The sequence below is a fragment of the Pseudomonas aegrilactucae genome (assembly GCF_019168305.1).
GTDB lineage: Bacteria > Pseudomonadota > Gammaproteobacteria > Pseudomonadales > Pseudomonadaceae > Aquipseudomonas > Aquipseudomonas aegrilactucae.
The window spans coordinates 13,255-33,009 of the sequence record NZ_JAHTBI010000058.1 but is presented as its reverse complement, the minus strand read 5'-3'; the positions used below and the strand labels follow the sequence as shown (position 1 = coordinate 33,009).

Genomic DNA, 19,755 nt, shown 5'->3' with positions numbered 1-19,755 from the left:
ATATCGCGGTGCCCTCGACCGCCAAACGCTAAAGCACCTGAACCAGGCGACGTGCCACGGCGGCCGCCTGTTCGGCACTGGCGATGTTGGTGAAGCCAAGCACCAGGCCTTGGCGCGGCATGCCTTGCAGATACCACTGCGACAGCGGTTCGACGGCAATACCCACGGCCCGCGCGCGCAGGGCGAGCTTGACGTCATCGCCTTCGCTCAGCGCTGCGACCAGGTGCATGCCGCCCGCCTGGGGGTTGATCAGCAGGCGCTCGCCGAACTGTTGCTGCAGCGCATCGACCATCCACTGGCGGCGGCGTGCATAAAGGTTGCGCATCTTGTTCAGGTGGCGCGCGAAGTGGCCTTCGTTGAGGAACGCGCAGACGGTGGCCTGAAGCAGGTGAGGGCAGTGGTTGTGCAAACGGTCGGCCTGGCGCGCGAATGCATCGCTCTGCTCGGCCGGTACCACCAGGTAGGCCAGGCGCAGGCCGGGGAACAGCACCTTGCTGAAGGTGCCGGTGTAAAGCACGCGGCCCAGCTGGTCCAGGCTCTTGAGGGCGGGCAGGGGTTTGCCCTGGTAGCGGTATTCGCTGTCGTAGTCGTCCTCGATGATCCAGCTGTCTCGTTGATTGGCCCAGGCCAGCAGGGCCAGCCGACGTGGCAGTGACAGCGACATGCCCAGCGGGCTCTGGTGGGTCGGCGTTACCACCGCAAAGCGTGCATCCGCAGCGCGGGCGATGCCTTGCGCCACCTCCAGGCCCTGGTCATCCACCGGCACCGGCACCAACTGCGCGCCGGCTTCCAGCAGGGCATTCCTGGCCATGAAATAGCCGGGTTCCTCCAGCCAGCACGTGTCGCCCGGCTGCATCAGCGTATGGCAGATCAGGTCCAGGCAGGCCCTGTAGCCGGCGCACACGAACACTTGTTCCGGGCGGCAGGCGATGCCGCGTGAAATACCCAGGTAGGTTGCGATGGCCGCGCGCAAGGGCGCATGGCCGCGCGGGTCCGGGTAGACCAGCCCTTCCAGGCCGGTCTGGCGCAGCTGTCGGCCCGCCAGGCGGGTCCACAGCTTGCGCGGGAAGGCGTCCAGGGCGGGCAGGCCCATCTGCAGCGCCAGCGGCAGTTCGCCGGCATGGATGGGTTGATAGGCCATCGATGCCGGCGGCATGTGCGCCAGGGGCGAGGATGCGGGTGCCAGGTGGGGCGTGACAACCGTGCCGGCGGCGCCGCGCGTCATCAGGTAGCCTTCGCCGATCAGCAGTTGATAGGCCGCCTCCACGGTGCCGCGTGCCAGGTTCAGCTCTGCCGCCAGTGCCCGCACGGCCGGTACTCGATCCCCTGGTCGCAGGCGGCCATCGGCAATCGATTCACGAAAGCGCTGATACAGCTGACGATAGATCGGCGCCTGCTGGCTGCGGTCCGGTTCGCAGGGAAACATCATGGCCTAGTCATTTATGCATTTTTCGGCCCTGTAGCTTATGTCATTGCGCCCCTAAAGTAAGCGCTCTCGCTACGACGGACGACGACATGACGTATTCACTTCAGCACCTTGAAGACACGCGGGGCTTTGCGGCCAGTTTCGACGTGATGCGCGTGTTGCGCCCGCAGGTCACCGATGTGGCTGCCTACGTGGCGCAACTGTTGCGCCAGGCAGAACAGGGCTATCGCTTGCTGGCGGCGTGCGACGGTGAACAGGTGGTCGGCCTGGCCGGCTATCGCCTGCTGGAAAACCTGCTCTACGGACGTTTCATCTACGTCGATGACCTGGTGGTCAGCCCGGCGCTGCAGCGCAGCGGCCTAGGGGCGCAATTGTTGGGCGCCGTGCGCGAGGAGGCGGTGCAGCATGGGTGCGATCACTTCGTGCTGGATACCGGCCTGCACATGCCGCTGGCCCAGCGTTTCTATTTCCGCCAGGGGCTGCTGGCCCGTGGCATGCACTTCACCCAGCGCCTTCGGCCAGGGAGCCCGGCATGAAGAATGTCCTGCTGATCAATGCCAGCCCGCAAGGGGAGGTTTCCCATGCGAACCAGTTGGCACGCGAACTGGTGGCTTGCCTGCAACAGCGCCACCCCGCGCTCGAGCTGGCACAACGCGACCTGGGCGCCTGTCCGTTGCCCGCATTGGGCATGGACTACGCCCGGGCGCTGACCACCACAACGCCCTTCGAGTCGCCGGTGTTCGAGGTTTCCGAAGCCTTGATCCGCGAGCTGGAGCGTAGCGACGTGCTGCTTGTCGCGACCCCGATGCACAACTTCACGTTGCCAGCCCAGCTCAAGCTCTGGGTCGATTACGTGCTGCGCATTCACCGCACCTTCAGTTCAGGCCCTGAAGGCAAGCTTGGCCTGCTGCGCGACCGCCCGGTCTACGTGCTGGTGGGGGCGGGTGGTTTCCACCAGGGCGAGCGGGCACGCCAACCCGATTTTCTGACCCCGTACCTGCGCCACGTGCTGAACACCCTGGGGCTGTTCGACGTGCACTTCACCTACCTTCAGGGCCTGGTGTGCGGTGAGGAGGCCGTGCGTGCGACGGTCGACGCCAGCCGTGCCCGCCTGGCCCTGGAGCCGCTGTTCAGCACACTCGTTTGCGCCTGATCTTTTTCCCTACACAGGAGTTTCACCATGAGCCAACTCAGACTGCCGTTTTCTTCCCTGTCGCCTGCGGCCTACCAAGGCCTGCTGGCGACCAACACGGCGCTGGCGGCGAGCCCGCTCGGCTTGCCGCTGCTTGAACTGGTGTACCTGCGCATCTCGCAGATCAACGGCTGCGCGTTCTGCCTGGGCAAGCATTCGCAGACCCTGCGCGAATGCGAGGTGCCACAGGCGAAGCTGGACTGCCTGGCGGGCTGGCGCATCAGCGAACTGTTCGACGAACGCGAGCGGGCGGCGCTGGCCTGGGCCGAGACGCTGACATACGTCAGCGAGAAGGGGGCTCCCGATGCGCTGTATGAGCCGTTGAAGGCACACTTTTCCGATGTCGAGATTTCCGATCTGACGATGGCGGTGGCGTTGATGAATGCGTTCAATCGGCTGGCGGTGGGGATGAAGCTCTGAGAAAAGCGAGGTGTCAGCGCGCCCTTGGGGGCGCTGCACCTTTAACGGCTGGGTCAGGTCAGTCGTTGCGCTGGGATGCGAACAGGCTGGCTACCGAATCCAGAAAGTGAAACTGCTCGGGGACTTTCGTGTTCAGGCTTCGCCCACCGTCATCTTCCACTCGGATGGCCGCGTTGCCGGCTTCCAGTTGATCGACCAGCCACTCGAAGAAATCGCCCATGGAGCCCGCCAACACGAATCGCTCCTCTTCGTCCCGACCAAAGTTGATCACTTGCCCCAGGGTTCCGCGCGCCGCGGGGTCCAGGTCCACGCCCAGATGGTTGCCACCGTAGTCGTACGCAAACGGGATCCAGTACGGGTTTGCGTAAACGTCCTTTACAGCGCCCGGTTTTGCAGACTTGCAAAACTCGCTCGCCTCCTTCATCTCTTCGGCCGAGTACTCATCGACCAGCGCTTTCCATGACGCCCAGTGTGCCTGTGCCTGTGCCAGTGGCAGGAACGTGAGGCCGAAGAACGGGCCTGTGTTGACCGCCCCTGTCTGCCCATCATGCAGCCTGTAGAGAGCCTTGAGATCGTCTGGAAAGGTTCGACCCACCTGTCGCTCGAACGCGGCCAGCGCATCCTCTGCGCACCCTGGCGCCAGATCGTCATGCAGTTCTGGAAGATGGGCGGACAGCCATTTTTCCAGGCGCTCCATCGATGTCTTCATCACGCTTTCCCTGTGGGCAAAGGCGGTCAGCTTACAACAGGATTGACGCTATGTGCCGCACCCAAAGGCGGCGGTGTCTGGTTGGTCGACTCGGCGGCTGACCACTGTTGGTAGGCTGCGGTCATCGTCTGCCAGGTCTGGGTATCGGCGGGGATAAGGTGCTCGATGCGCAGCGACGCCACGGTGATGTCCTGCGGCATGCCAAAGGTGGTGAACGTGGACATGAACGTCAACTCACCCTGCAGGGTACGCACGCGGGTCAGCACCAGCGGCGCAGGCGCTTGCGCCAGTGGCAGATCTGTCGGGCATGACAGGCGTTGCAGCCGGCGGGCAAGCTCGGGGTTGCTTGCCGCTTCTCTCGAGGCGCGCTGCCAGGCGACGGCGCGTACCTCCTGCGCGTTGATCAGGTGATCGCCCAAACCGCCCGGGCACAGCAGCGTGTCCAGCAGGTTGATGCCCGACTCACCACCCGCTGCAGTACCGGTCATTGCCAGCAGCAGTCCTGTACTGATGTTGGCGGCGGTGATGTCCCAGTGGCTGTCGATGACGATCGCAGGCGCCGGGTTCTGCGCTCGCAGGATGTGCTCGATGGCGCCGTGCACCATTCGCAGCGCCGGGGCGTCGAGCGCAGACGCGATGTAGCGCGGCGCATAGCCGGCGGCGAGGAACACTTCGTTGCAGTGCTCCAGCGGTGTATCCAGGGCTGACAGCACGGCATGCAAGGTGCTCGGGCTGGCCTTGGCGCGACCGGTCTCGACGCAACTGAGGTGGCGTTGGGAGACACCTGCGATAAGCGCCAGATCAAGCTGGCTCAGCCCCGCCTGACGACGCAGGCGGCGCAGATGCTGGCCGGCCGAGGTGCTGGCGAGAGGGCGGGTGGGATGGAAGGGGTGATGGCGCATGCGTCGACTCTGACTGACCGTGTGGGGCGCGTCCATGACCTGTCAGGTCATTGAGGGGCACACAACCCTATCACTAGTCTGCAGGGCATACCTACCCAGGAGACGACGATGAAAGCTCGCTTGATCGCGCTTGCCGTGTTGACCGCTTTTGCGCTGTATACCGGTTGGACGATGCTTATTGCAGAGCAGTCGCTGATTACGTTCGGGCTAGGGCTGTTGTCCCGGCCGGACACGGCTCAGGTAGTCATCGATCTGTACGTGATGGCGGCGCTAGCCTGTGTGTGGATGGTGAGGGATACCCGCATGCGCGGTGGCTCGTTGCCAGGCGTGCTTCCCTACCTGCTGGTGACGGCGGTGTTTGTTTCGCTCGGCCCGCTTCTGTACATCGTGGTCAGGGGCGTAGCCGGGGAGGGCAGGCGATGAACGATGCCCTGGATGTTTACGCGGTGTGCGTGGTGGTGCTGTTTTTCAAGATGTTCGCGCTTTCCTGTTATCAGGGTTACTTTCGCCTGCGTCATGTTGCCTTCACCAACCCCGAGGATGCCGCCGTTTTCAGGCGCCAGCCCGAGCCAGAAGAGCGCCCGCAGGTGATCCGGGCCGCCAAGGCCTGGGCGAACGATCTGGAAAACATCCCGCTGTTCTTCGCACTGGGCGGGGTGGCCATTGCCGTTGGGGCGCCGGCAACTGCCATTGCCTGGTTGAGCGTGTCGTTCACCGTAGCCCGGTGCCTGCACACATTGAGTTATCTGGCATGTGTGCAGCCGTGGCGAACAGTGTGCTACGGCATCGGCATCGTGTGCCTGACCGGGCTGGCAGCGATGATCGCCGCTGGTGTGCTGATGCTCAGGCCCGGCGCATAGTTATCCCAAATAGTTATCCCAACCAGCCACTCAGCAACACCGCCCCCCATGCCACCAACGCCGTATTAAGACACACCAGCCCGAACCCGAACCTCACCAGTTCGCCTTCTTCCCGGGCCTCGGTCCTGGCAAGCCCCAGGATCAGCATCACGATCGACAGCGAGCCCAACGCCGCATGCCCGGCAGCGCTGTTCTGTACCGCGGCCAGCAACAGGCGGGAGGTGTCGGGCAACAGTGCGATGGCCGGCATGAAGATCGCATTGCCGCCCACATTCGAGCCCGTCATGTAGCCGGACAACCCGCCGAGCAGCGCAACCAGGGGCGTCGCAGCGTAGGGCGACAGGCCCGCCAGCAACTGCATCAACCCCGCCAGGAAGCCGGCTTTCACCATCATCTGCGACATGGCGAGAAAGAAGAAGATGGTCAGCAATGGCCGCTTCGCACGTGCCGCCAGCCCCTTGGCGATGTTCCCATCGGGCAGGCTGCAGGGTTGTGGGTTGCGTGTGTGCAAGCCTAGCCCGATCAGCACCAGCATCAGTGCCACACCCGGCGAGGCGAGCGGTTTCCAGCTGACCTGGGCGCCCTGCACAACCCACAGATCCTGCCAGGCGGTGAGCGTCCAGAGCATCTTCAGGGCAACGATTGCGACGATCAGCAACAGGTACGGCCAGGCTTCACGCGGCCAGTGCAGCGCCCGGCGTTCGCTGTGCTGACGGCGCAGGCGCGACAGGCCCGCACACAGTACGGCGGTCGCCGTCACCAGGCCCGCGGCAACGCCGGCAACCTCCGGCCCCACCCACCGGCTGGCGCTGTAAAGCACGCCGATGAACAGCAACCAGATCGCGCCCAGTGCGGTCCATTCCCGCAGCCCCTTGACGCCTGCCAGGTACAGCGCGACCGCACTGAGGCCCAGGAACACCGGTGCGCTGGTGAGTGCCGAGGTCGATGCCAGCTCGCGGGCATCCAGGTGCGCCAGCGACGCACCGATGACCGAGGCCAGGCCCAGCGTACCCCACGGCATGATCGCCATGCCGGCCAGCGCCATGCGCAGCGCCACGCGGCGTTCGAAGAGGCTGAGCAGCAGGGGCACCGTGGCGATCAGTGAAACGCCAAAGCCGGTCATCGCTTCCAGCAGCGGGGCCAGCCCCAGCACGATGAACACCACCTGATCGCCGCGTCGCAACCCCAGTGAGCGCACCCAGTGGCTGAACGCCAGGTTGACGCCCAGCCGCTCGATGACGATCACGAAGGCCAGCCCCGGCACGATCACGAACGCGGTGCTTGCGAACAGCACCAGGGTGTCCTGGGTGGCGCCAGCATGCTGCCCGGCTGCCAGGCGTCGGCAGCCCCGGCGAGCCACAGCACCACCACCAGCAGGGTGCCTGCGATGGCGGCGTGTACGGGCGGGCGGCGCAGCACCACGAGCATGGCCGTGACCAACAGGACAGGGGAAAGGTGAAACAGTGCGAGCATGCCGGCATATCCTGTGTGAGTTCACGAACAGGCTGCGGATGCAGGCTGCCGGCAAGATAATATTTCTCGCAGCTAGATAAAGGGTCGCAGTTTTCTGCTAGTTTTCGAGAAATTTTCTCGCGGGTTCACCATGGCAAAGCACGACGCTGCATCTGAATCGCTGGACAAGTTCGACCGTGCCATCCTGGCGCTGATCCAGCGTGACAACACCCTGGCGCTGCGCCTGATGGCCGAGCAGGTCAACCTGTCCACGGCCGCAGTACAGCGGCGCATCAAGCGGATGGAGGAGCGGGGCGTGATCACCGGCAATGTCGCGATCGTCGACCCCACGGCGGTTGGGCGGCCGATCACGATCATTGTGGAGGTCATGGCCGAGCGCACCAGCATCGAGGCGCTGGAGGCGATGAAGGCGCATTTCGCGGTGCCTGAGGTTCAGCAGTGCTATTACGTCACCGGTGAAGTGGATTTCGTGCTGGTGCTGACCGTTGCCAGCATGCAGGAGTACCAGGCGCTGGCACGGCGCCTGTTTGCTGAAAACACCAATGTCACCTGGTTCAAGACCATCGTGGCGCTGGACCGGGTGAAGGTCGGGCTTGAGGTGCCGAGCATGCAGGGGTAGGGCGCGCGTTGGATAAGGTAGACCGCGTGTAGCGGTTTACTGGCGCTGCGCACCAGTTCGCTGGCAAGCCAGCTCCCACGGCCTGGCGGCCAGAAGCGGATCTCCAGTGCCTGCAGGCATCAGCTTCTGCCCGGAGGGCGTGGGAGCGGGCTTGCCAGCGAACGAGCGCGCAGCGGTCGCAAACCCTGAATGCACGGTGCATCAGGCACACCGCGTGTACCGGTTCTACTGGCGCTGCGCACCAGGTCGCGGGTCAAGCCCGCTCCCACGGCCTTCGGATCAGGGCATGCAGCTCAGCGAATGAAGCTGCACCTGGAGACGGGAGATTACTGTGATGCCTGAACAACCTCGCCACCCAAGGGCGAGGCCTGCTCGGCTTCGGCAGCCAGCTTCAGCCGGTCGGCCTTGCTGATGTACTGCGGCTTGCTGCGCGGTGCCAACTTGGCACTTGCCTTCTTGGCGTTGGCTTTCAACAGCTGGTTTATCTTTTTACGACGGTTCATGGTGTCTACTCAGCGTGCAAGCGCACTTCAAGGTGGGGGCGCCACGGTGTCTTCGAGCATGGCCATCAAATCAGGGTCCATGTACTGAAAATCATCGGGAATATCCAGGCAGTGCAGCCGTTTGTGTTCAAGCAGGCGGGCATAAGTCGCCCGCAGGCGATGCAGGTGCTTGGGCTCCATCACGAAGATCACATCAGCCCAGCGGATATCCGCCGGGCCGATGGGTTTGCGTGCGTTCGGGCTGGTGCCCGCCGAGCGGGCAGTGTAGCCCGGACGGCGGCGCCACATCGCTTCTGCAGTTGGGCTGCGCCACTGGTTGCGGCTGCAGACGAACAGGAGGTTAGTCACTCTTGATCCAACAATTGGCGAGGCGTGCGGATGGGGTAGCTCATGCCGAGCTGGCGTGCCCTGACCAACTTGTCGCCACGGGTGTACATCAGCTTCCAGTTCTTTTCCGGCTTGTACTCCAGCGGGCGAGCCGCTTTGTCCCGGCCGTGCTTGCGGGCCTTGGAACGTCTCCAGGCGCGTGTTCTTTGCATGATCGTGTCCTCGTGAATACCGGGTTCAGCAGCCGCGGCAATACGAGTTGCGCCTATGGTAAGCGTGAAACAGGGAGGATGGCTAGGTCCACGAAAGACGAAGACCCCACAACGGCATATTCGCCAACGCTATACCCTTGTAGCCAACTCATCTTGAACACAGCACATGCAGGCTTGCCCGCTGTGCGGCTTGGCGGTTAGCTATTCCCTCGCGCCATACAGCGCGCGAACGACCCCATCACAACAGCCCCTATGACAACCAAGGCGCGTTGACCGCCTGACGCGACGGCCACGCGGAAAACCAGGTGCACACAATGAGCACACCCCTTGATTTGCAAGCGTTGAAAGCACGCCAGCAGGCGGCGTGGGCGAGTGGCGACTACGCGGTGATCGGCACCACCTTGCAACTGGTCGGCGAACGCCTGGCCGAAGCCTGCGACCTGCGCTGGGATGAACAGGTACTGGATGTGGCCGCCGGCAACGGCAATGCCACCCTGGCCGCCGCGCGACGCGGTTGCCAGGTCACGTCTACCGACTATGTGCCCGAACTGCTCAAGCGCGGCGAGGAGCGCGCCCGGGCCGAACACTTGAATGTGAAGTTCCAGGTCGCCGATGTCGAGGCGCTGCCGTTTGCAGACGGCTGCTTCGATGCCGTGCTATCGACCTTCGGCGTGATGTTCGCACCCGACCAGGCGCAAGCAGCGAGGGAAATGGCTCGCGTGTGCCGGTCAGGTGGCCGCATCGGTCTGGCCAACTGGACGCCGCAAGGCTTCGTCGGGCAGATGTTCAAGACCCTCGGGCGACACGTGCCGCCGCCCGCCGGCGCGCAACCCCCGTCGCGCTGGGGGGACGAAGCGCAGTTGCACAACCTGTTCGAAGGCGCAATCGGCTCGATCGATGTCAGCCGTCAGCAGTTCAATTTTCGCTACCGTTCGGCGGCGCACTTCATCGAGGTATTCAGGACCTGGTACGGCCCGGTGCACAAGGCCTTTGCCTCACTGGACAGCGAAAAGGCCGGCGCCCTGGAAAGCGACCTCACCCAACTGCTCAACGACAGCAACGTCGCGACGACATCATCGCTGCTAGTCCCCAGCGAGTACCTTGAAGTGGTGATCACGCGGCGCTGACGCCGAAGCCACCGCGCGCCCCCGCGGTGGCTTTTTTCAACCAGGTTCGGCGTCCACGAACAACCCATGCACACGCGCATGCTGGAGCAATCGGTCATCGAGTGCCTCGGTGTCGAGGTAGAAACGTGTGTCCAGCGCATCCAGCGCGGCCTCGCACTGCGCGTCGCCTTCCTCGGCGTAGGTGGGCATGATCATCTGTCGTGCGCCCTGATCGAGGGGCACCGATTGTGTACCAAAAAGCACGCGGCTGGCTTCCTCCAGCAGCGCGAGGGTCTGCACCGCGCCGAGTGCGCGCAGCCCTGCGCAGGCGACCCGGTAATGATCGCCCGACGAGTTGCCGAAGTACTGTTCGAAACCGCCGTTGTAGACCTCCCCACTGAGGCAGTTCACGGCGTAGTAGTGCTGCTCGGCCAAGGCCAGCCCCGCGAAACCCTCCTCGGTGCGGTAGACCCGATCGACCAATGCCGACCAGTACAGCGCCTGCGGGCTGGCCAGGTACTGCTTGCGCTCCTTGGCGAGCTGCTTGCCGTGCTCGATGTTCTCCCGGTAGCCACCTTTGCAGGGCATGCACAGCCCGCCGGTGCGTGCGGCGGTGCTGGCCAGGATCAGGTTGCCGCAGGTGCGGCAGGGGTGTCGTTCAGTCATGCACATTCCGTTGTCAGTGGTGCTGCAGGTCATGTTGAAGGCCGTGGTGTGCACCCTTGGCGACACGCCCCGGGACGTCATGCATGCCGTGGTCAACGAAACCCTCAATGTCCTGAGCGTGATGGCGATCCCGCTGCTGGCCTATGTGCTGCCACAGCTCGCCCTGCCAGGGTGCGGTGGCCTTCACAGCGGTAGCGGCCTGTCCTGCACGACCCGTTTCATCACCAGGGTAGAGGTCAGGCGCTGCACATTGGGCAGTGTCGACAGGCATTCGTCGTAGAGCTTCTGAAAAGCCGGCAAATCCTGGGTGATGACGTGCAGCAGGTAGTCCGGTTCGCCGAACAGCCGCTGGGCGTCGACCACCTGCGCAATGCCCACCAGCGCGGTCTCGAAGGCCTCTACGGCCTGACGGTCACCCTCGCGCAAGGTGGCAAACACCATCGCGGAAAAATTCAGGCCGAGTGCGCTGGGGTCCAGTTGCGCCCGGTAGCCCAGCAGCACGCCCGAGTCCTCCAGCGCACGTACCCGACGGTGGCAGGGCGAGAGGCTCAAGCCCACGCGCTCGGCCAGCTCGGTGACCGACAAACGGCCATCTTTTTGCAGCTCGGAAAGAATCTTTCGATCAATTCGGTCCATGTAGAAGAATCTCCCCGTATCGGCCATCTGGCCGATTATCTTTGAAAGAAAATTCTAGCAACTTTTCACTAATCTTCCTGCTTCCATCATTGCATCGAGGAGCAGGAGCATGCAGTCAAGCGGGTTGCAGCAGGCGCGGGTAGCGCCATGACGTTGAGTGTATTCGTTGCGTTCTGGGCCGTGTCGGTCCTGTTCGTCATCACCCCTGGCGCCGATTGGGCGTATGCGATTTCGGCAGGCCTGAAGGGCCGTGTGGTCGTGCCTGCCGTGGCCGGGCTGTTGTCCGGGCATTTGATTGCGACGGTGGTCGTGGCGGCAGGTGTAGGCACGCTGGTGGCCGGGCACCCGGTGGCGATGTCGCTGCTGACCATCGCAGGCTCAGGGTATCTGCTGTGGTTGGGTATCAACATGCTCGCCCACCCCTCTGCACCCCAGGCCGATGCCACCCAGGCTTCAGGCGCCTGGCGGCGCTGGGCCTTCAAGGGGCTGTGTGTAAGCGGGCTGAACCCCAAGGTATTCCTGCTGTTTCTGGCGCTGCTGCCGCAGTTCACCGATGTCACCGCGCCGTGGCCGGTACCGCTGCAGATCATGGCCCTGGGGCTGGTGCACGCCTTCAGTTGCGCGGTGATCTACCTGTTGGTCGGCTTCGGTTCGCAAGTCGTGCTGGGCGCACGACCCGCCGCTGCGCGCTGGGTCAGCCGGTTGTCAGGCGCCGCCATGATCATCATTGCACTGGTGTTGCTGGCCGGGCAGATACCGCATTGATCACCCTTCACCAGGAGACACGTTGCATGAACGATCAGCCAGCACCTTATGGCAATGGGCCCGTGACGCGGCCCACCCGTATCCGAATCCCGCACCTGGGGCAGATGAAGGCACAAGGGCGCAAATGGGCGATGCTCACAGCCTATGACACCTTCAGCACGAGCATTTTCGAAGAGGCTGGCATCCCGGTGATGGCGCATATCGGTTTTACTCCTCAGATGGAGCATCAGTTGGGCGGCTACCGGGTTCAGGGCCGCGGCGAGGACGCGCAACGCCTGATAGACACGGCCAGGGCATTCGAAGCGGCGGGGGCCTTCGCGCTCCTGATCGAGAGGGTGCCCGCTGAAGTGGGCGCGGCCATTACCCAGGCCGTTGCGATCCCCACCGTCGGCATCGGCGCGGGCAATCAATGCGATGCCCAGGTGCTGGTGTGGCAAGACATGGCCGGGCTTGGCAATGTGCGCCTGCCGCGCTTCGTCAAACAATACGCCGACGTGCGCTCGGTGCTGCACAGGGCGGCAAGCGAGTTTGCCCGGGAAGTGGGCGAGGGCGTGTTCCCTGGGCCCGAACATACATTCCAGTGTTGAGGGGTACGTATGCAGCGGCCAAGGGAACGTGCGGCCGCCACGACACCGGGCGTGTTGCCAGGCCCTGTGGAGCGAGAGCGCCTGCGGCAGATGTTGGCCGAGGAGGGCGCCGCAGAAAGGGCGGGTGTTTGAGGCAGGCGCCTGCCCACGTTGGCGAGTGTTCAGCCTGCCAGCGCCTGCACCACGACCTCGATCAGCGCCGACAGCTCCCCCCCTGGTTGGGCAAGCAGTACGAAGGTGGCCATTGGCAAGGGCGGCATCAGGCCGTGGGCCACTTCCACCACATGACCTTCCTGCAGTGACGACCGATTCATGCACGCCACCCCTAGCCCTGCCGCGACGGCTGCCTGCAGGCCGGCAACGCCGGAGGCCACGTGGGTCACCACATAGGCTGTGCCGTGTGCTTCGAGCTGGCTGCGGGCCAGACGGTGCAGGGAACAGCCCTGCGGCAGTACGGCCAGTGCCAGCGGCTGGCCGAGTGCACTTCCCGGCGCCTGTGCCCACACAAGCGGCTCAGTGTGCAGACGCCGCGCTTCGTCAGTGGGCAACCCTATGGCGTCGGCCGCGCGCATCACGATTGCAAGGTCCAACTGGCCGTGCCGATGGGCAACCTCAAGCTCGTCGCTCTTGCCGATCAGCGTGCGCAAGCGCAGGCGCGGGTACTGCTGGCCCAGGCGCGCCAATAGTCGGGTCAGGTCGGCAGGGCGAAAGTAATCGGTGATGCCCAGGTTCAGCTCGCCTTCCAGCGGCACCTGATGCAGGTCGCGCCAGGCGGCATCGGACAAGGCCAGGATCTGCCGCGCATGCACCAGCAAGCGTTCCCCGGCGGCGGTCGGCTTGACGCCCGCCTTGCTGCGCACCAGCAGGGGCTGGCCGGCGCGTTGCTCCAGCTTGCGCAACTGCTCGCTGAGCGATGACTGGGACAGGAAGCGTGCCGGGGCGGCGGCAGACAGGCTGCCTGCCTCGACGGCGGCCACAAGGGTCTTGAGTTGGTCGAGGTCGAAACTATGCATGGCTATCCATCTGTTTTGCCGATGGATAGGGTCATATCTTCCGGCTTTTGCGAAGTGAAGTGGGCTTGCACAATGGGGCCGTTGAACACTTTCCAGGAGAGCGTCATGCCCCATATCGTCATCCAGTTGTCAGGCCCTCGCGACACCGACCTGGGCCGCCAGGCTGTTTCCATCGTCAACCGGCTGACCGCCGAGGTGCTCGGCAAGCTGCCCGAGGTCATGGCCACCACGGTGCAGTATGTCGCTGACGAAGATTGGTTCATCGCCGGCCAGCCCTTGTCAGCGCTGGGTGGCAGCGCCTTTCACCTGGACATCAGCATTACCGACGAGACCAACACCAAGGCCGAGAAAGCACGTTTCATCGGCCAGGTGTACGCAGCGCTTGCCGCGTTGCGTCCTGATTTGCACGAGACGTCCTACGTGCACCTGATCGATGCACGCGCAGCGGCCTATGGCTATGGCGGGCGTACGCAGGAGTGGCGCCACCAGCAGGCTGGCGTATGAGGGTTGGGATGCCTTTGTTGAGGGCGCTCAGCGGCTGAGGTTCAGTGCCATGGGCTGCGTCATCAGCCCGGGTGGCTTCTTCGGCATAGGTGCTGCCGAACGCGTCGGGTGAGTCGAGCAACGCCCGCAGGCGCATCTCGCGATAGAGCGGCCATTCATTGGCGAGGATCGAGCAGATGGAAATCATGGTGCGGTCCTTTGCGCTAGGGATGCATCGTGGCAGATGGGTAGCACGCTGCAGGTGAGCGACCATAACGCACCGAGGCGTGGCAGCCCACCCACCTTAACCGCTCAGTGGCGTTCCCACATGAAGAACAGCAAGACAATCCCCGCCCTGATGGAGCAACATTGCCTGCTGTTCAAGCACCCGCACGGGTCAACCCGACGTGACGCTTGAGGTATTGCATAGGCAGACAAGGGAGAACATGAGTGTTGTCAGTAGATAAGGCGTCGTGCGAGCTGACGTTCGATGAGGTATGGGGTGGCTTCAAACAGCTGCTGCCGATTTCCTTCTTCGTCGTCGTGTTCGCCGTGGCGTTCGGGCTGGCTGCCGTACAAACGGGGCTGGGCGATGGTTCGATCATGCTGATGAGCACCCTGGTGTTCGCTGGCGCGTCGCAGTTCGCAGCGCTCGACCTGTGGGGCGAGCAGGTGCCGCTGATTCCGTTGATGGTCACGGTGTTTGCGATCAATGCCCGGCACCTGTTGATGGGGGCAACGTTGTACCCCTGGCTGCGCGAGTTGCCGCTGGCCAAGCGCTACGGCGTGATGCTGGTAGCCTCGGACGCCAACTGGGCGCTGGCCATGCAGGCCTGCAACAGCGGCAAGCCGGGCCTGGGCCTGCTGTTCGGGGGCGGCCTGGCGCTGTGGGTGGCGTGGGCGATCGGTACCTGGCTGGGGCTGTACTTCGGCAACGCCATCCACGACCCGGTAAGCCTGGGCCTGGACATGGTGATGGGCTGCTTTCTGCTGGCGATGGTGGTTGGCGGGCAAAAGAACCCGCGCATGCTGGTGATCTGGGCGGTGGCGGCCGGCTCGTCGCTGTGCGCCTACTGGTACCTGCCGGCCAACAGTCATGTGGTCGTCGGGGCATTGGCCGGCGGCGTGCTGGGCGCAGTATGGATGGAGAACAAGCATGAGCATTGAAACCAGCGGCTATGGCCCGCTCATCATTATCCTGATCATGGCGCTGGTTACGCTGGCAACGCGCTGGGGCGGGGTGTTCGTGATGTCGTTCGTACCCATCAACTATCGGGTGCAGCAATTGATCAGTGCCATGTCCGGTTCCGTGCTGGTCGCCGTGCTGGCGCCAATGGCGGTGACGGGCGACAACGGCGCACGGCTGGCCTTGCTGAGTACCGCGGTGGTCATGCTGGTGGTGAAAAAACCACTGCCTGCGATTACCGCAGGCGTGGTTGCAGCCGCCGCGTTCCGGGCCCTGGCGGGATAACGAAGCTCGGGCGATACCAAGGGTATCAGAGGCCTGCGGCGGCACTCCGTTCGATGTAGTCGACCATCGTTCTGGCCCTTTTCACGCTTTCTACATACTGCGCCACGGCATCGTCCAGGCTACTGCTCGGGCGCTGGTTGGTTGCATTGTAATCGGCCAGTGCCTGCAGCCAGCGCCTGGCGACGTTGCGCGCATTCAACTCGTTGGTGAAGCGTTGCTCGCGTTTGGCATCGATCGCCTTGAGTGCGCCAGCGTAGCGGCTCAGGTCTGCCCGCTCTGTGCACAGGTCCGTGGGCGTGGCGACGTGCTGGCGTGCCTGCTGACCGCACTGTGCGCTCCTGTAGGCGATGGACGTGGCCACGCTCGATTCGGCGTTGTGCAGTGCCGCAGCACTTTTTTGCCGGACCTGCGTGAGCGTGCTTTGCAGAAACTGGATGTAGGGCTCTGGCACACGCCCGGCGCGTGCCGAGCCGGCGCTCATCTTGAGCTGGTCGACGCTGGCGTCCTTGTGCTGGCGAATGGCGTAGCCCACCACTGCGTTGTTCTTCAGCGTGAACGCTTCAATCGCGACAGGGTCCTTGGGCGACGCCGGGTACCGATAGACCAGCTCGTATCCGCTCGGGAACTGCTTGACGAACGACGTATCGCCGGTCTCGGGGTTGAACAGGCTCGAATACACCGTGCCGTCGCTTTCTCGTGTCATGGTGACGAGCGAAAAAACCGGGCTGCCCGACGTGCTGCCCTTGGCCAGCAGCATCAGGTTGCCATTTTCCGGGTCGCCAAACGCGACCAGCCCCGGCTCGTCGTTGTTCTGGTAGTAGTAATCAGGCTTGGTCTGGCCTGCGCTGTAGTTGGCGATGGCCGAGCCGCTGCCCTGTTCGGAGGTCATCGCCTCCAGGCCGATACCGGAGGCATAGCCGCCCTTGCACTTGCCATCCCAGTACGCTTGATGGATGGCAGAGGGTGCGGTTCTGGACATGGAACTGTAGATCTTGCAGTCCACGCTCTGGTTCTGTGGCTGTACCCACTGCACCAGGTCGCTGGCATCGCGCGGTGCCTGGATATCAGCGATAAGTGCGTTGGTGGCCTCCTCGCTGGAAGAAGAAGTGCTGGAGCAACCAGCGAGCGCGAGGCTGATGCTCAAGGCCAGGGGGGACAGGTATTTCATCCATGAAGACTCGTAGAGGGGCGGGAATGGCGAGCGCAGAGAATATCTCAATCGCCCCGTATGACGCAGATGGGGCGTGCAAGTAAAGCTGAACGAGCGGGCAGGTCCGGCCACTGAAGGTGCGCCGCCCCCTCCGGCCGGGGAGGGGCGGCGCTGTGCTTCACTCGTGGTTGATATCGCGGTCCTTGGTTTCAGGCAGGAAGAAGGTGCCCAGGATGGCTGTCATCACCGCGATGACGATCGGGTACCACAGCCCGTAATAGATGTCGCCCGTGGCCGCGACCATGGCGAAGGCCACCGTCGGCAGGAACCCGCCGAACCAGCCGTTGCCGATGTGGTAGGGCAGTGACATGGAGGTGTAGCGGATGCGTGTAGGGAACAGCTCCACCAGCCAGGCGGCAATGGGGCCGTACACCATGGTCACGTAGATCACCAGGATGGTCAGCAGCAACAGCACCATCGGGTAATTGGTCTTGTTCGGATCGGCTTTCTCCGGGTAGCCGGCGTCCTTCAGGGCGGTGCCAAGGGTGGCGGTGAAGGCGTCGTTCTGGGCCTTGAATTCGGCGCCGGGCAGTGTGGTGCCTTCAAAACTCTGCACCACCTTGTCGCCGATACGTACCTGCGCCACCGTACCCGGCTCGGCCTTCTGGTTCTCGTAGGGGATCGCCCGCCTGGCCAGCAGGCTCTTGGCGACGTCGCACGAGCTGGTAAACCTGGCCTTGCCCACCGGGTCGAACTGGAACGAGCACTGGGCGGGGTCGGCGATCACCGTTACCGGGTTCTTGGCCTGCGCGGCGAACACGTCGGGGTTCCCGTACTGGGTCAGGGCATGGAAGATCGGGAAGTAGGTCAGCGCCGCCAGGATGCAGCCGGCCATGATGATGCCCTTGCGCCCGATGCGGTCGGACAGGCTGCCGAAGATCACGAAGAACGGCGTGCCGATCAGCAGCGAGCCGGCAATCAGCAGGTTGGCGGTCTGCGGGTCGATCTTGAGGGTCTGCAGCAGGAAGAACAGCGCATAGAACTGCCCGGTGTACCACACCACCGCCTGGCCGGCGGTACCGCCGAGCAGCGACATGATCACGATCTTCAGGTTGTCCCAGCGCGCGAACGACTCGGTCAGCGGCGCCTTGGAGGTCTTGCCCTCGGCTTTCATCCGCTGGAACACCGGTGACTCGCTCAGTTGCAGGCGGATGTACACCGACACGATCAGCAGCAGGATCGACAGCAGGAACGGGATACGCCAGCCCCAGGCTTCGAACGCCTCGGTACCCAGCGCGGTACGGCAGGCCAGGATCACCAGCAGCGACAGGAACAGCCCCAGCGTTGCAGTGGTCTGGATCCACGAGGTGAAGAACCCGCGCCGGCCGGGTGGCGCGTGCTCGGCCACGTAGGTGGCCGCCCCGCCATACTCGCCGCCCAGCGCCAGGCCTTGCAGCAGGCGCAGGGTGATCAGGATGATCGGCGCCGCCACCCCGATGCTGGCGTAGCCGGGTAGCAGGCCGACCACCGCCGTGGACACGCCCATGATGACGATGGTGATGAGAAAGGTATGCTTGCGCCCGATCATGTCGCCCAGGCGGCCGAACACGATGGCGCCGAACGGTCGCACGGCGAAACCGGCGGCGAAGGCCAGCAGGGCGAAGATGAAGGCAGTGGTTTCGTTGACGCCGGCAAAGAAGTGCTTGGCGATGATCGCCGCCAGCGAGCCATACAGGTAGAAGTCATACCATTCGAATACGGTGCCCAGAGACGAGGCGAAGATGACCTTGCGCTCCTCCTTGGTGATGCCGCGCCGGGGCGCACTGCCCGTGGATGTGTTGTCGATTGCCGCCATGAGGTTTCTCCGCAGTGAGCTGTGTAGACCGCAACACCCACTACCACCGCACCCAGGCCCAAGGGCTGATGTCATCGGACTACGAATGGCGCGCACAGCCCTCTCGCAGCGCTGCACGCTCGTTTGAAGCATAATCACCTTCTTGCAGATATCCACTCGCCGCACGATCGTCTGGCTTGCACAGCAGGCCGTCATGCCGTCAAAGACCCCAAAGGTACCCCCGCAATGTCCGAAATCACTGATGAGTCGTTCTATGATCGCGCCGACGCGCATATCGATCTGTCCAACACGCAGCTCCAGCAGGTGCAAGACCTGGGCAAGGTCAGCGCATCGATGATGTTCGGCACCACCCGTTTCAACGCCTGGGTCAGTGCGCGCAACTTCAAGTCCGGCGAAGAGATGGCGCAGGCGCGCGAGGCGATGTTGAAGTACTTCTGCGAGCAGTACCGGATGATGCTCGAGGACAACCTGGACGACCATATCAACAACTTCAGTGCCTACATGGACCGCAACCAGGGGTGAACCGACGGCCAGTGCGACAGGGACCACGCCATGCACGACGATAGATTCGACCGGGACTGGGTGCTGCGAAGCCACGCTGCGGCGCAGGTCGAGCGCATCGAAGCCTACTTTGGCGGGCATGGCTACGACCCGCACCGGCATGACACCTACGCCATCGGGCGTACCTTGTCGGGGGTGCAAAGCTTCAGCTACCAGAAGGGCATGCGTCACAGCCTGCCTGGCGGCACCCTGGTGCTGCACCCCGATGAGCTGCACGACGGCATGGCCGGTACCGAGGCCGGTTTTCGCTACCGCATGGTCTACATCGACCCCTGTGTGATCCAGCAGGTGCTGGGTGGCAAGCCACTGCCGTTCATCCTCGGTGGTTTGTCTACCGATGCGCGCCTGTACCAGGCCACCGAGCCGTTCATGCAGGCGATGGACTGCCCGCTGGAACCGCTGCAGGAGCAAGACGCAATCTTCGACCTGGCACAGGCGCTGGAAGCGGTGGGCGGCAAACCCCGCGGGCGACGCAGCTTCGATTACCGCGCCGCGCAACGGGCTCGCGAGTACATCCATGAGCACCTGGGCACAGGCATCACCCTGGATGAACTGGAGCATGTCAGTGGCCGCGAGCGCTGGAGCCTGTCGCGTGATTTTCGCGTGCTGTTCGGCACCAGCCCCTACCGGTACGTGACGCTGCGCCGCCTGGACCGTTGCCGGCGGTTGCTGCTGGAGGGCTTCAGCCTGGTCGACGCCGCATTGGTGGCCGGGTTCTTCGACCAGAGCCACATGACCCGTCACTTCAGCCAGTGCTATGGCCTTTCACCGACACGCTGGCTGGGCATGTTGAGCGCTGCGCGCTGAAGTTGCAGGATC

General features: G+C 63.8%; 27 protein-coding genes. 14 read left to right on the top strand and 13 right to left on the bottom strand.

Translation table 11 applies throughout. The annotated features are described in order from the left end of the window. Positions 1-28: 28 nt before the first annotated feature. Positions 29-1,429 (bottom strand): MocR-like pyridoxine biosynthesis transcription factor PdxR, encoded by a 1,401-nt coding sequence (gene pdxR, locus KUO17_RS17410; RefSeq protein WP_217976770.1) that lies wholly within the window; start codon positions 1,427-1,429, stop codon positions 29-31. 86 nt (positions 1,430-1,515) lie between these two features. On the opposite strand from pdxR, the gene KUO17_RS17405 reads away from it, so the two are divergent. Genes KUO17_RS17405 through KUO17_RS17395 form a run of 3 tightly spaced genes read left to right on the top strand, consistent with a single transcriptional unit; the run spans position 1,516 to position 3,038 of the window. Further along, a complete protein-coding gene (locus tag KUO17_RS17405) occupies positions 1,516-1,962 on the top strand; it encodes a GNAT family N-acetyltransferase (protein WP_217976769.1) in 447 nt (148 codons plus the stop codon). Next, on the top strand, positions 1,959-2,579 hold the full coding sequence (locus KUO17_RS17400) for an FMN-dependent NADH-azoreductase (RefSeq protein ID WP_217976768.1): 621 nt from the start codon (positions 1,959-1,961) through the stop codon (positions 2,577-2,579). The genes KUO17_RS17405 and KUO17_RS17400 overlap by 4 nt, the downstream gene beginning before the upstream one ends. 27 nt (positions 2,580-2,606) lie before the next feature. Then, complete coding sequence (locus KUO17_RS17395; RefSeq protein WP_217976767.1) at positions 2,607-3,038, top strand: carboxymuconolactone decarboxylase family protein; 432 nt, start codon at positions 2,607-2,609, stop codon at positions 3,036-3,038. A gap of 58 nt (positions 3,039-3,096) precedes the next feature. On the opposite strand, the gene KUO17_RS17390 is transcribed toward KUO17_RS17395, so the two are convergent. Beyond that, positions 3,097-3,747, bottom strand: coding sequence for an SMI1/KNR4 family protein (locus KUO17_RS17390; protein ID WP_217976766.1), 651 nt, complete (start codon positions 3,745-3,747; stop codon positions 3,097-3,099). A gap of 26 nt (positions 3,748-3,773) precedes the next feature. Next, positions 3,774-4,649, bottom strand: a complete 876-nt coding sequence (locus tag KUO17_RS17385; protein ID WP_217976791.1) for a helix-turn-helix domain-containing protein — start codon at positions 4,647-4,649, stop codon at positions 3,774-3,776. Positions 4,650-4,757: 108 nt separating this feature from the next. On the opposite strand from KUO17_RS17385, the gene KUO17_RS17380 reads away from it, so the two are divergent. Both KUO17_RS17380 and KUO17_RS17375 read left to right on the top strand, forming a co-directional pair. Next, on the top strand, positions 4,758-5,072 hold the full coding sequence (locus KUO17_RS17380) for a DUF2834 domain-containing protein (RefSeq protein WP_217976765.1): 315 nt from the start codon (positions 4,758-4,760) through the stop codon (positions 5,070-5,072). After that, the gene (locus KUO17_RS17375) at positions 5,069-5,509 is read left to right on the top strand and encodes an MAPEG family protein (RefSeq protein ID WP_217976764.1); all 441 of its coding nucleotides are present in this window, start codon (positions 5,069-5,071) and stop codon (positions 5,507-5,509) included. Before KUO17_RS17380 ends, KUO17_RS17375 begins: the two co-directional genes overlap by 4 nt. 13 nt (positions 5,510-5,522) lie before the next feature. Here KUO17_RS17375 and KUO17_RS17370 read toward each other — a convergent pair whose 3' ends face one another. Together KUO17_RS17370 and KUO17_RS26715 are read right to left on the bottom strand one after the other, a co-directional pair. Further along, complete coding sequence (locus tag KUO17_RS17370; protein WP_341869629.1) at positions 5,523-6,803, bottom strand: L-lactate permease; 1,281 nt, start codon at positions 6,801-6,803, stop codon at positions 5,523-5,525. Continuing rightward, entirely contained in the window at positions 6,776-6,982 is a 207-nt protein-coding gene (locus KUO17_RS26715; RefSeq protein ID WP_255263638.1) for a hypothetical protein, read from the bottom strand. Before KUO17_RS26715 ends, KUO17_RS17370 begins: the two co-directional genes overlap by 28 nt. A gap of 130 nt (positions 6,983-7,112) precedes the next feature. Here KUO17_RS26715 and KUO17_RS17365 point away from each other — a divergent pair, with 130 nt between their 5' ends. Next, positions 7,113-7,601, top strand: coding sequence for an Lrp/AsnC family transcriptional regulator (locus KUO17_RS17365; RefSeq protein WP_217976763.1), 489 nt, complete (start codon positions 7,113-7,115; stop codon positions 7,599-7,601). A gap of 326 nt (positions 7,602-7,927) precedes the next feature. On the opposite strand, the gene KUO17_RS17360 is transcribed toward KUO17_RS17365, so the two are convergent. The 3 genes from KUO17_RS17360 to KUO17_RS17350 are packed head-to-tail and all read right to left on the bottom strand — an operon-like array spanning position 7,928 to position 8,643. Further along, complete coding sequence (locus KUO17_RS17360) at positions 7,928-8,104, bottom strand: DUF2986 domain-containing protein (RefSeq protein ID WP_217976762.1); 177 nt, start codon at positions 8,102-8,104, stop codon at positions 7,928-7,930. A gap of 27 nt (positions 8,105-8,131) precedes the next feature. Beyond that, the gene (locus KUO17_RS17355; RefSeq protein ID WP_217976761.1) at positions 8,132-8,452 is read right to left on the bottom strand and encodes a low molecular weight protein tyrosine phosphatase family protein; all 321 of its coding nucleotides are present in this window, start codon (positions 8,450-8,452) and stop codon (positions 8,132-8,134) included. Further along, positions 8,449-8,643 carry a hypothetical protein gene (locus tag KUO17_RS17350; RefSeq protein WP_217976760.1) on the bottom strand — a complete coding sequence of 65 codons (195 nt, stop codon included), beginning with the start codon at positions 8,641-8,643 and terminating at the stop codon, positions 8,449-8,451. Before KUO17_RS17350 ends, KUO17_RS17355 begins: the two co-directional genes overlap by 4 nt. Before the next feature lie 314 nt (positions 8,644-8,957). Between KUO17_RS17350 and KUO17_RS17345 the strand changes: the two genes are divergently transcribed. Continuing rightward, positions 8,958-9,770: a class I SAM-dependent methyltransferase gene (locus KUO17_RS17345; protein WP_217976759.1), complete on the top strand. Its 813-nt coding sequence runs from the start codon at positions 8,958-8,960 to the stop codon at positions 9,768-9,770. 36 nt (positions 9,771-9,806) lie between these two features. Here the strand turns inward: KUO17_RS17345 and KUO17_RS17340 are convergent, their stop codons facing one another. Together KUO17_RS17340 and KUO17_RS17335 are read right to left on the bottom strand one after the other, a co-directional pair. After that, complete coding sequence (locus KUO17_RS17340; RefSeq protein WP_217976758.1) at positions 9,807-10,415, bottom strand: DMP19 family protein; 609 nt, start codon at positions 10,413-10,415, stop codon at positions 9,807-9,809. Positions 10,416-10,598: 183 nt separating this feature from the next. Next, positions 10,599-11,051: an Lrp/AsnC family transcriptional regulator gene (locus tag KUO17_RS17335; RefSeq protein WP_217976757.1), complete on the bottom strand. Its 453-nt coding sequence runs from the start codon at positions 11,049-11,051 to the stop codon at positions 10,599-10,601. A 147-nt stretch (positions 11,052-11,198) separates the two neighbouring features. Between KUO17_RS17335 and KUO17_RS17330 the strand changes: the two genes are divergently transcribed. Both KUO17_RS17330 and KUO17_RS17325 read left to right on the top strand, forming a co-directional pair. Continuing rightward, positions 11,199-11,816, top strand: coding sequence for a LysE family translocator (locus KUO17_RS17330; RefSeq protein ID WP_217976756.1), 618 nt, complete (start codon positions 11,199-11,201; stop codon positions 11,814-11,816). Between the two features lie 26 nt (positions 11,817-11,842). Continuing rightward, entirely contained in the window at positions 11,843-12,403 is a 561-nt protein-coding gene (locus KUO17_RS17325; RefSeq protein WP_217976755.1) for a 3-methyl-2-oxobutanoate hydroxymethyltransferase, read from the top strand. Between the two features lie 161 nt (positions 12,404-12,564). Here KUO17_RS17325 and KUO17_RS17320 read toward each other — a convergent pair whose 3' ends face one another. After that, the gene (locus tag KUO17_RS17320; RefSeq protein ID WP_217976754.1) at positions 12,565-13,416 is read right to left on the bottom strand and encodes a LysR family transcriptional regulator; all 852 of its coding nucleotides are present in this window, start codon (positions 13,414-13,416) and stop codon (positions 12,565-12,567) included. Positions 13,417-13,521: 105 nt separating this feature from the next. Between KUO17_RS17320 and KUO17_RS17315 the strand changes: the two genes are divergently transcribed. From KUO17_RS17315 to KUO17_RS17305, 3 genes are all read left to right on the top strand, one after another. Beyond that, positions 13,522-13,920 (top strand): tautomerase family protein, encoded by a 399-nt coding sequence (locus KUO17_RS17315; RefSeq protein ID WP_217976753.1) that lies wholly within the window; start codon positions 13,522-13,524, stop codon positions 13,918-13,920. A 429-nt stretch (positions 13,921-14,349) separates the two neighbouring features. Then, positions 14,350-15,066 (top strand): AzlC family ABC transporter permease, encoded by a 717-nt coding sequence (locus KUO17_RS17310; protein ID WP_217976752.1) that lies wholly within the window; start codon positions 14,350-14,352, stop codon positions 15,064-15,066. Next, positions 15,056-15,370 carry an AzlD family protein gene (locus KUO17_RS17305; RefSeq protein WP_217976751.1) on the top strand — a complete coding sequence of 105 codons (315 nt, stop codon included), beginning with the start codon at positions 15,056-15,058 and terminating at the stop codon, positions 15,368-15,370. Before KUO17_RS17310 ends, KUO17_RS17305 begins: the two co-directional genes overlap by 11 nt. 25 nt (positions 15,371-15,395) lie before the next feature. Here the strand turns inward: KUO17_RS17305 and KUO17_RS17300 are convergent, their stop codons facing one another. After that, on the bottom strand, positions 15,396-16,538 hold the full coding sequence (locus KUO17_RS17300) for a hypothetical protein (RefSeq protein ID WP_217976750.1): 1,143 nt from the start codon (positions 16,536-16,538) through the stop codon (positions 15,396-15,398). Positions 16,539-16,698: 160 nt separating this feature from the next. Then, positions 16,699-18,375: an MFS transporter gene (locus KUO17_RS17295; RefSeq protein WP_217976749.1), complete on the bottom strand. Its 1,677-nt coding sequence runs from the start codon at positions 18,373-18,375 to the stop codon at positions 16,699-16,701. 225 nt (positions 18,376-18,600) lie between these two features. On the opposite strand from KUO17_RS17295, the gene KUO17_RS17290 reads away from it, so the two are divergent. Both KUO17_RS17290 and KUO17_RS17285 read left to right on the top strand, forming a co-directional pair. Further along, entirely contained in the window at positions 18,601-18,897 is a 297-nt protein-coding gene (locus KUO17_RS17290) for a DUF3144 domain-containing protein (RefSeq protein ID WP_217976748.1), read from the top strand. 30 nt (positions 18,898-18,927) lie between these two features. Beyond that, entirely contained in the window at positions 18,928-19,743 is an 816-nt protein-coding gene (locus KUO17_RS17285) for an AraC family transcriptional regulator (protein ID WP_217976747.1), read from the top strand. Positions 19,744-19,755 lie beyond the last annotated feature (12 nt).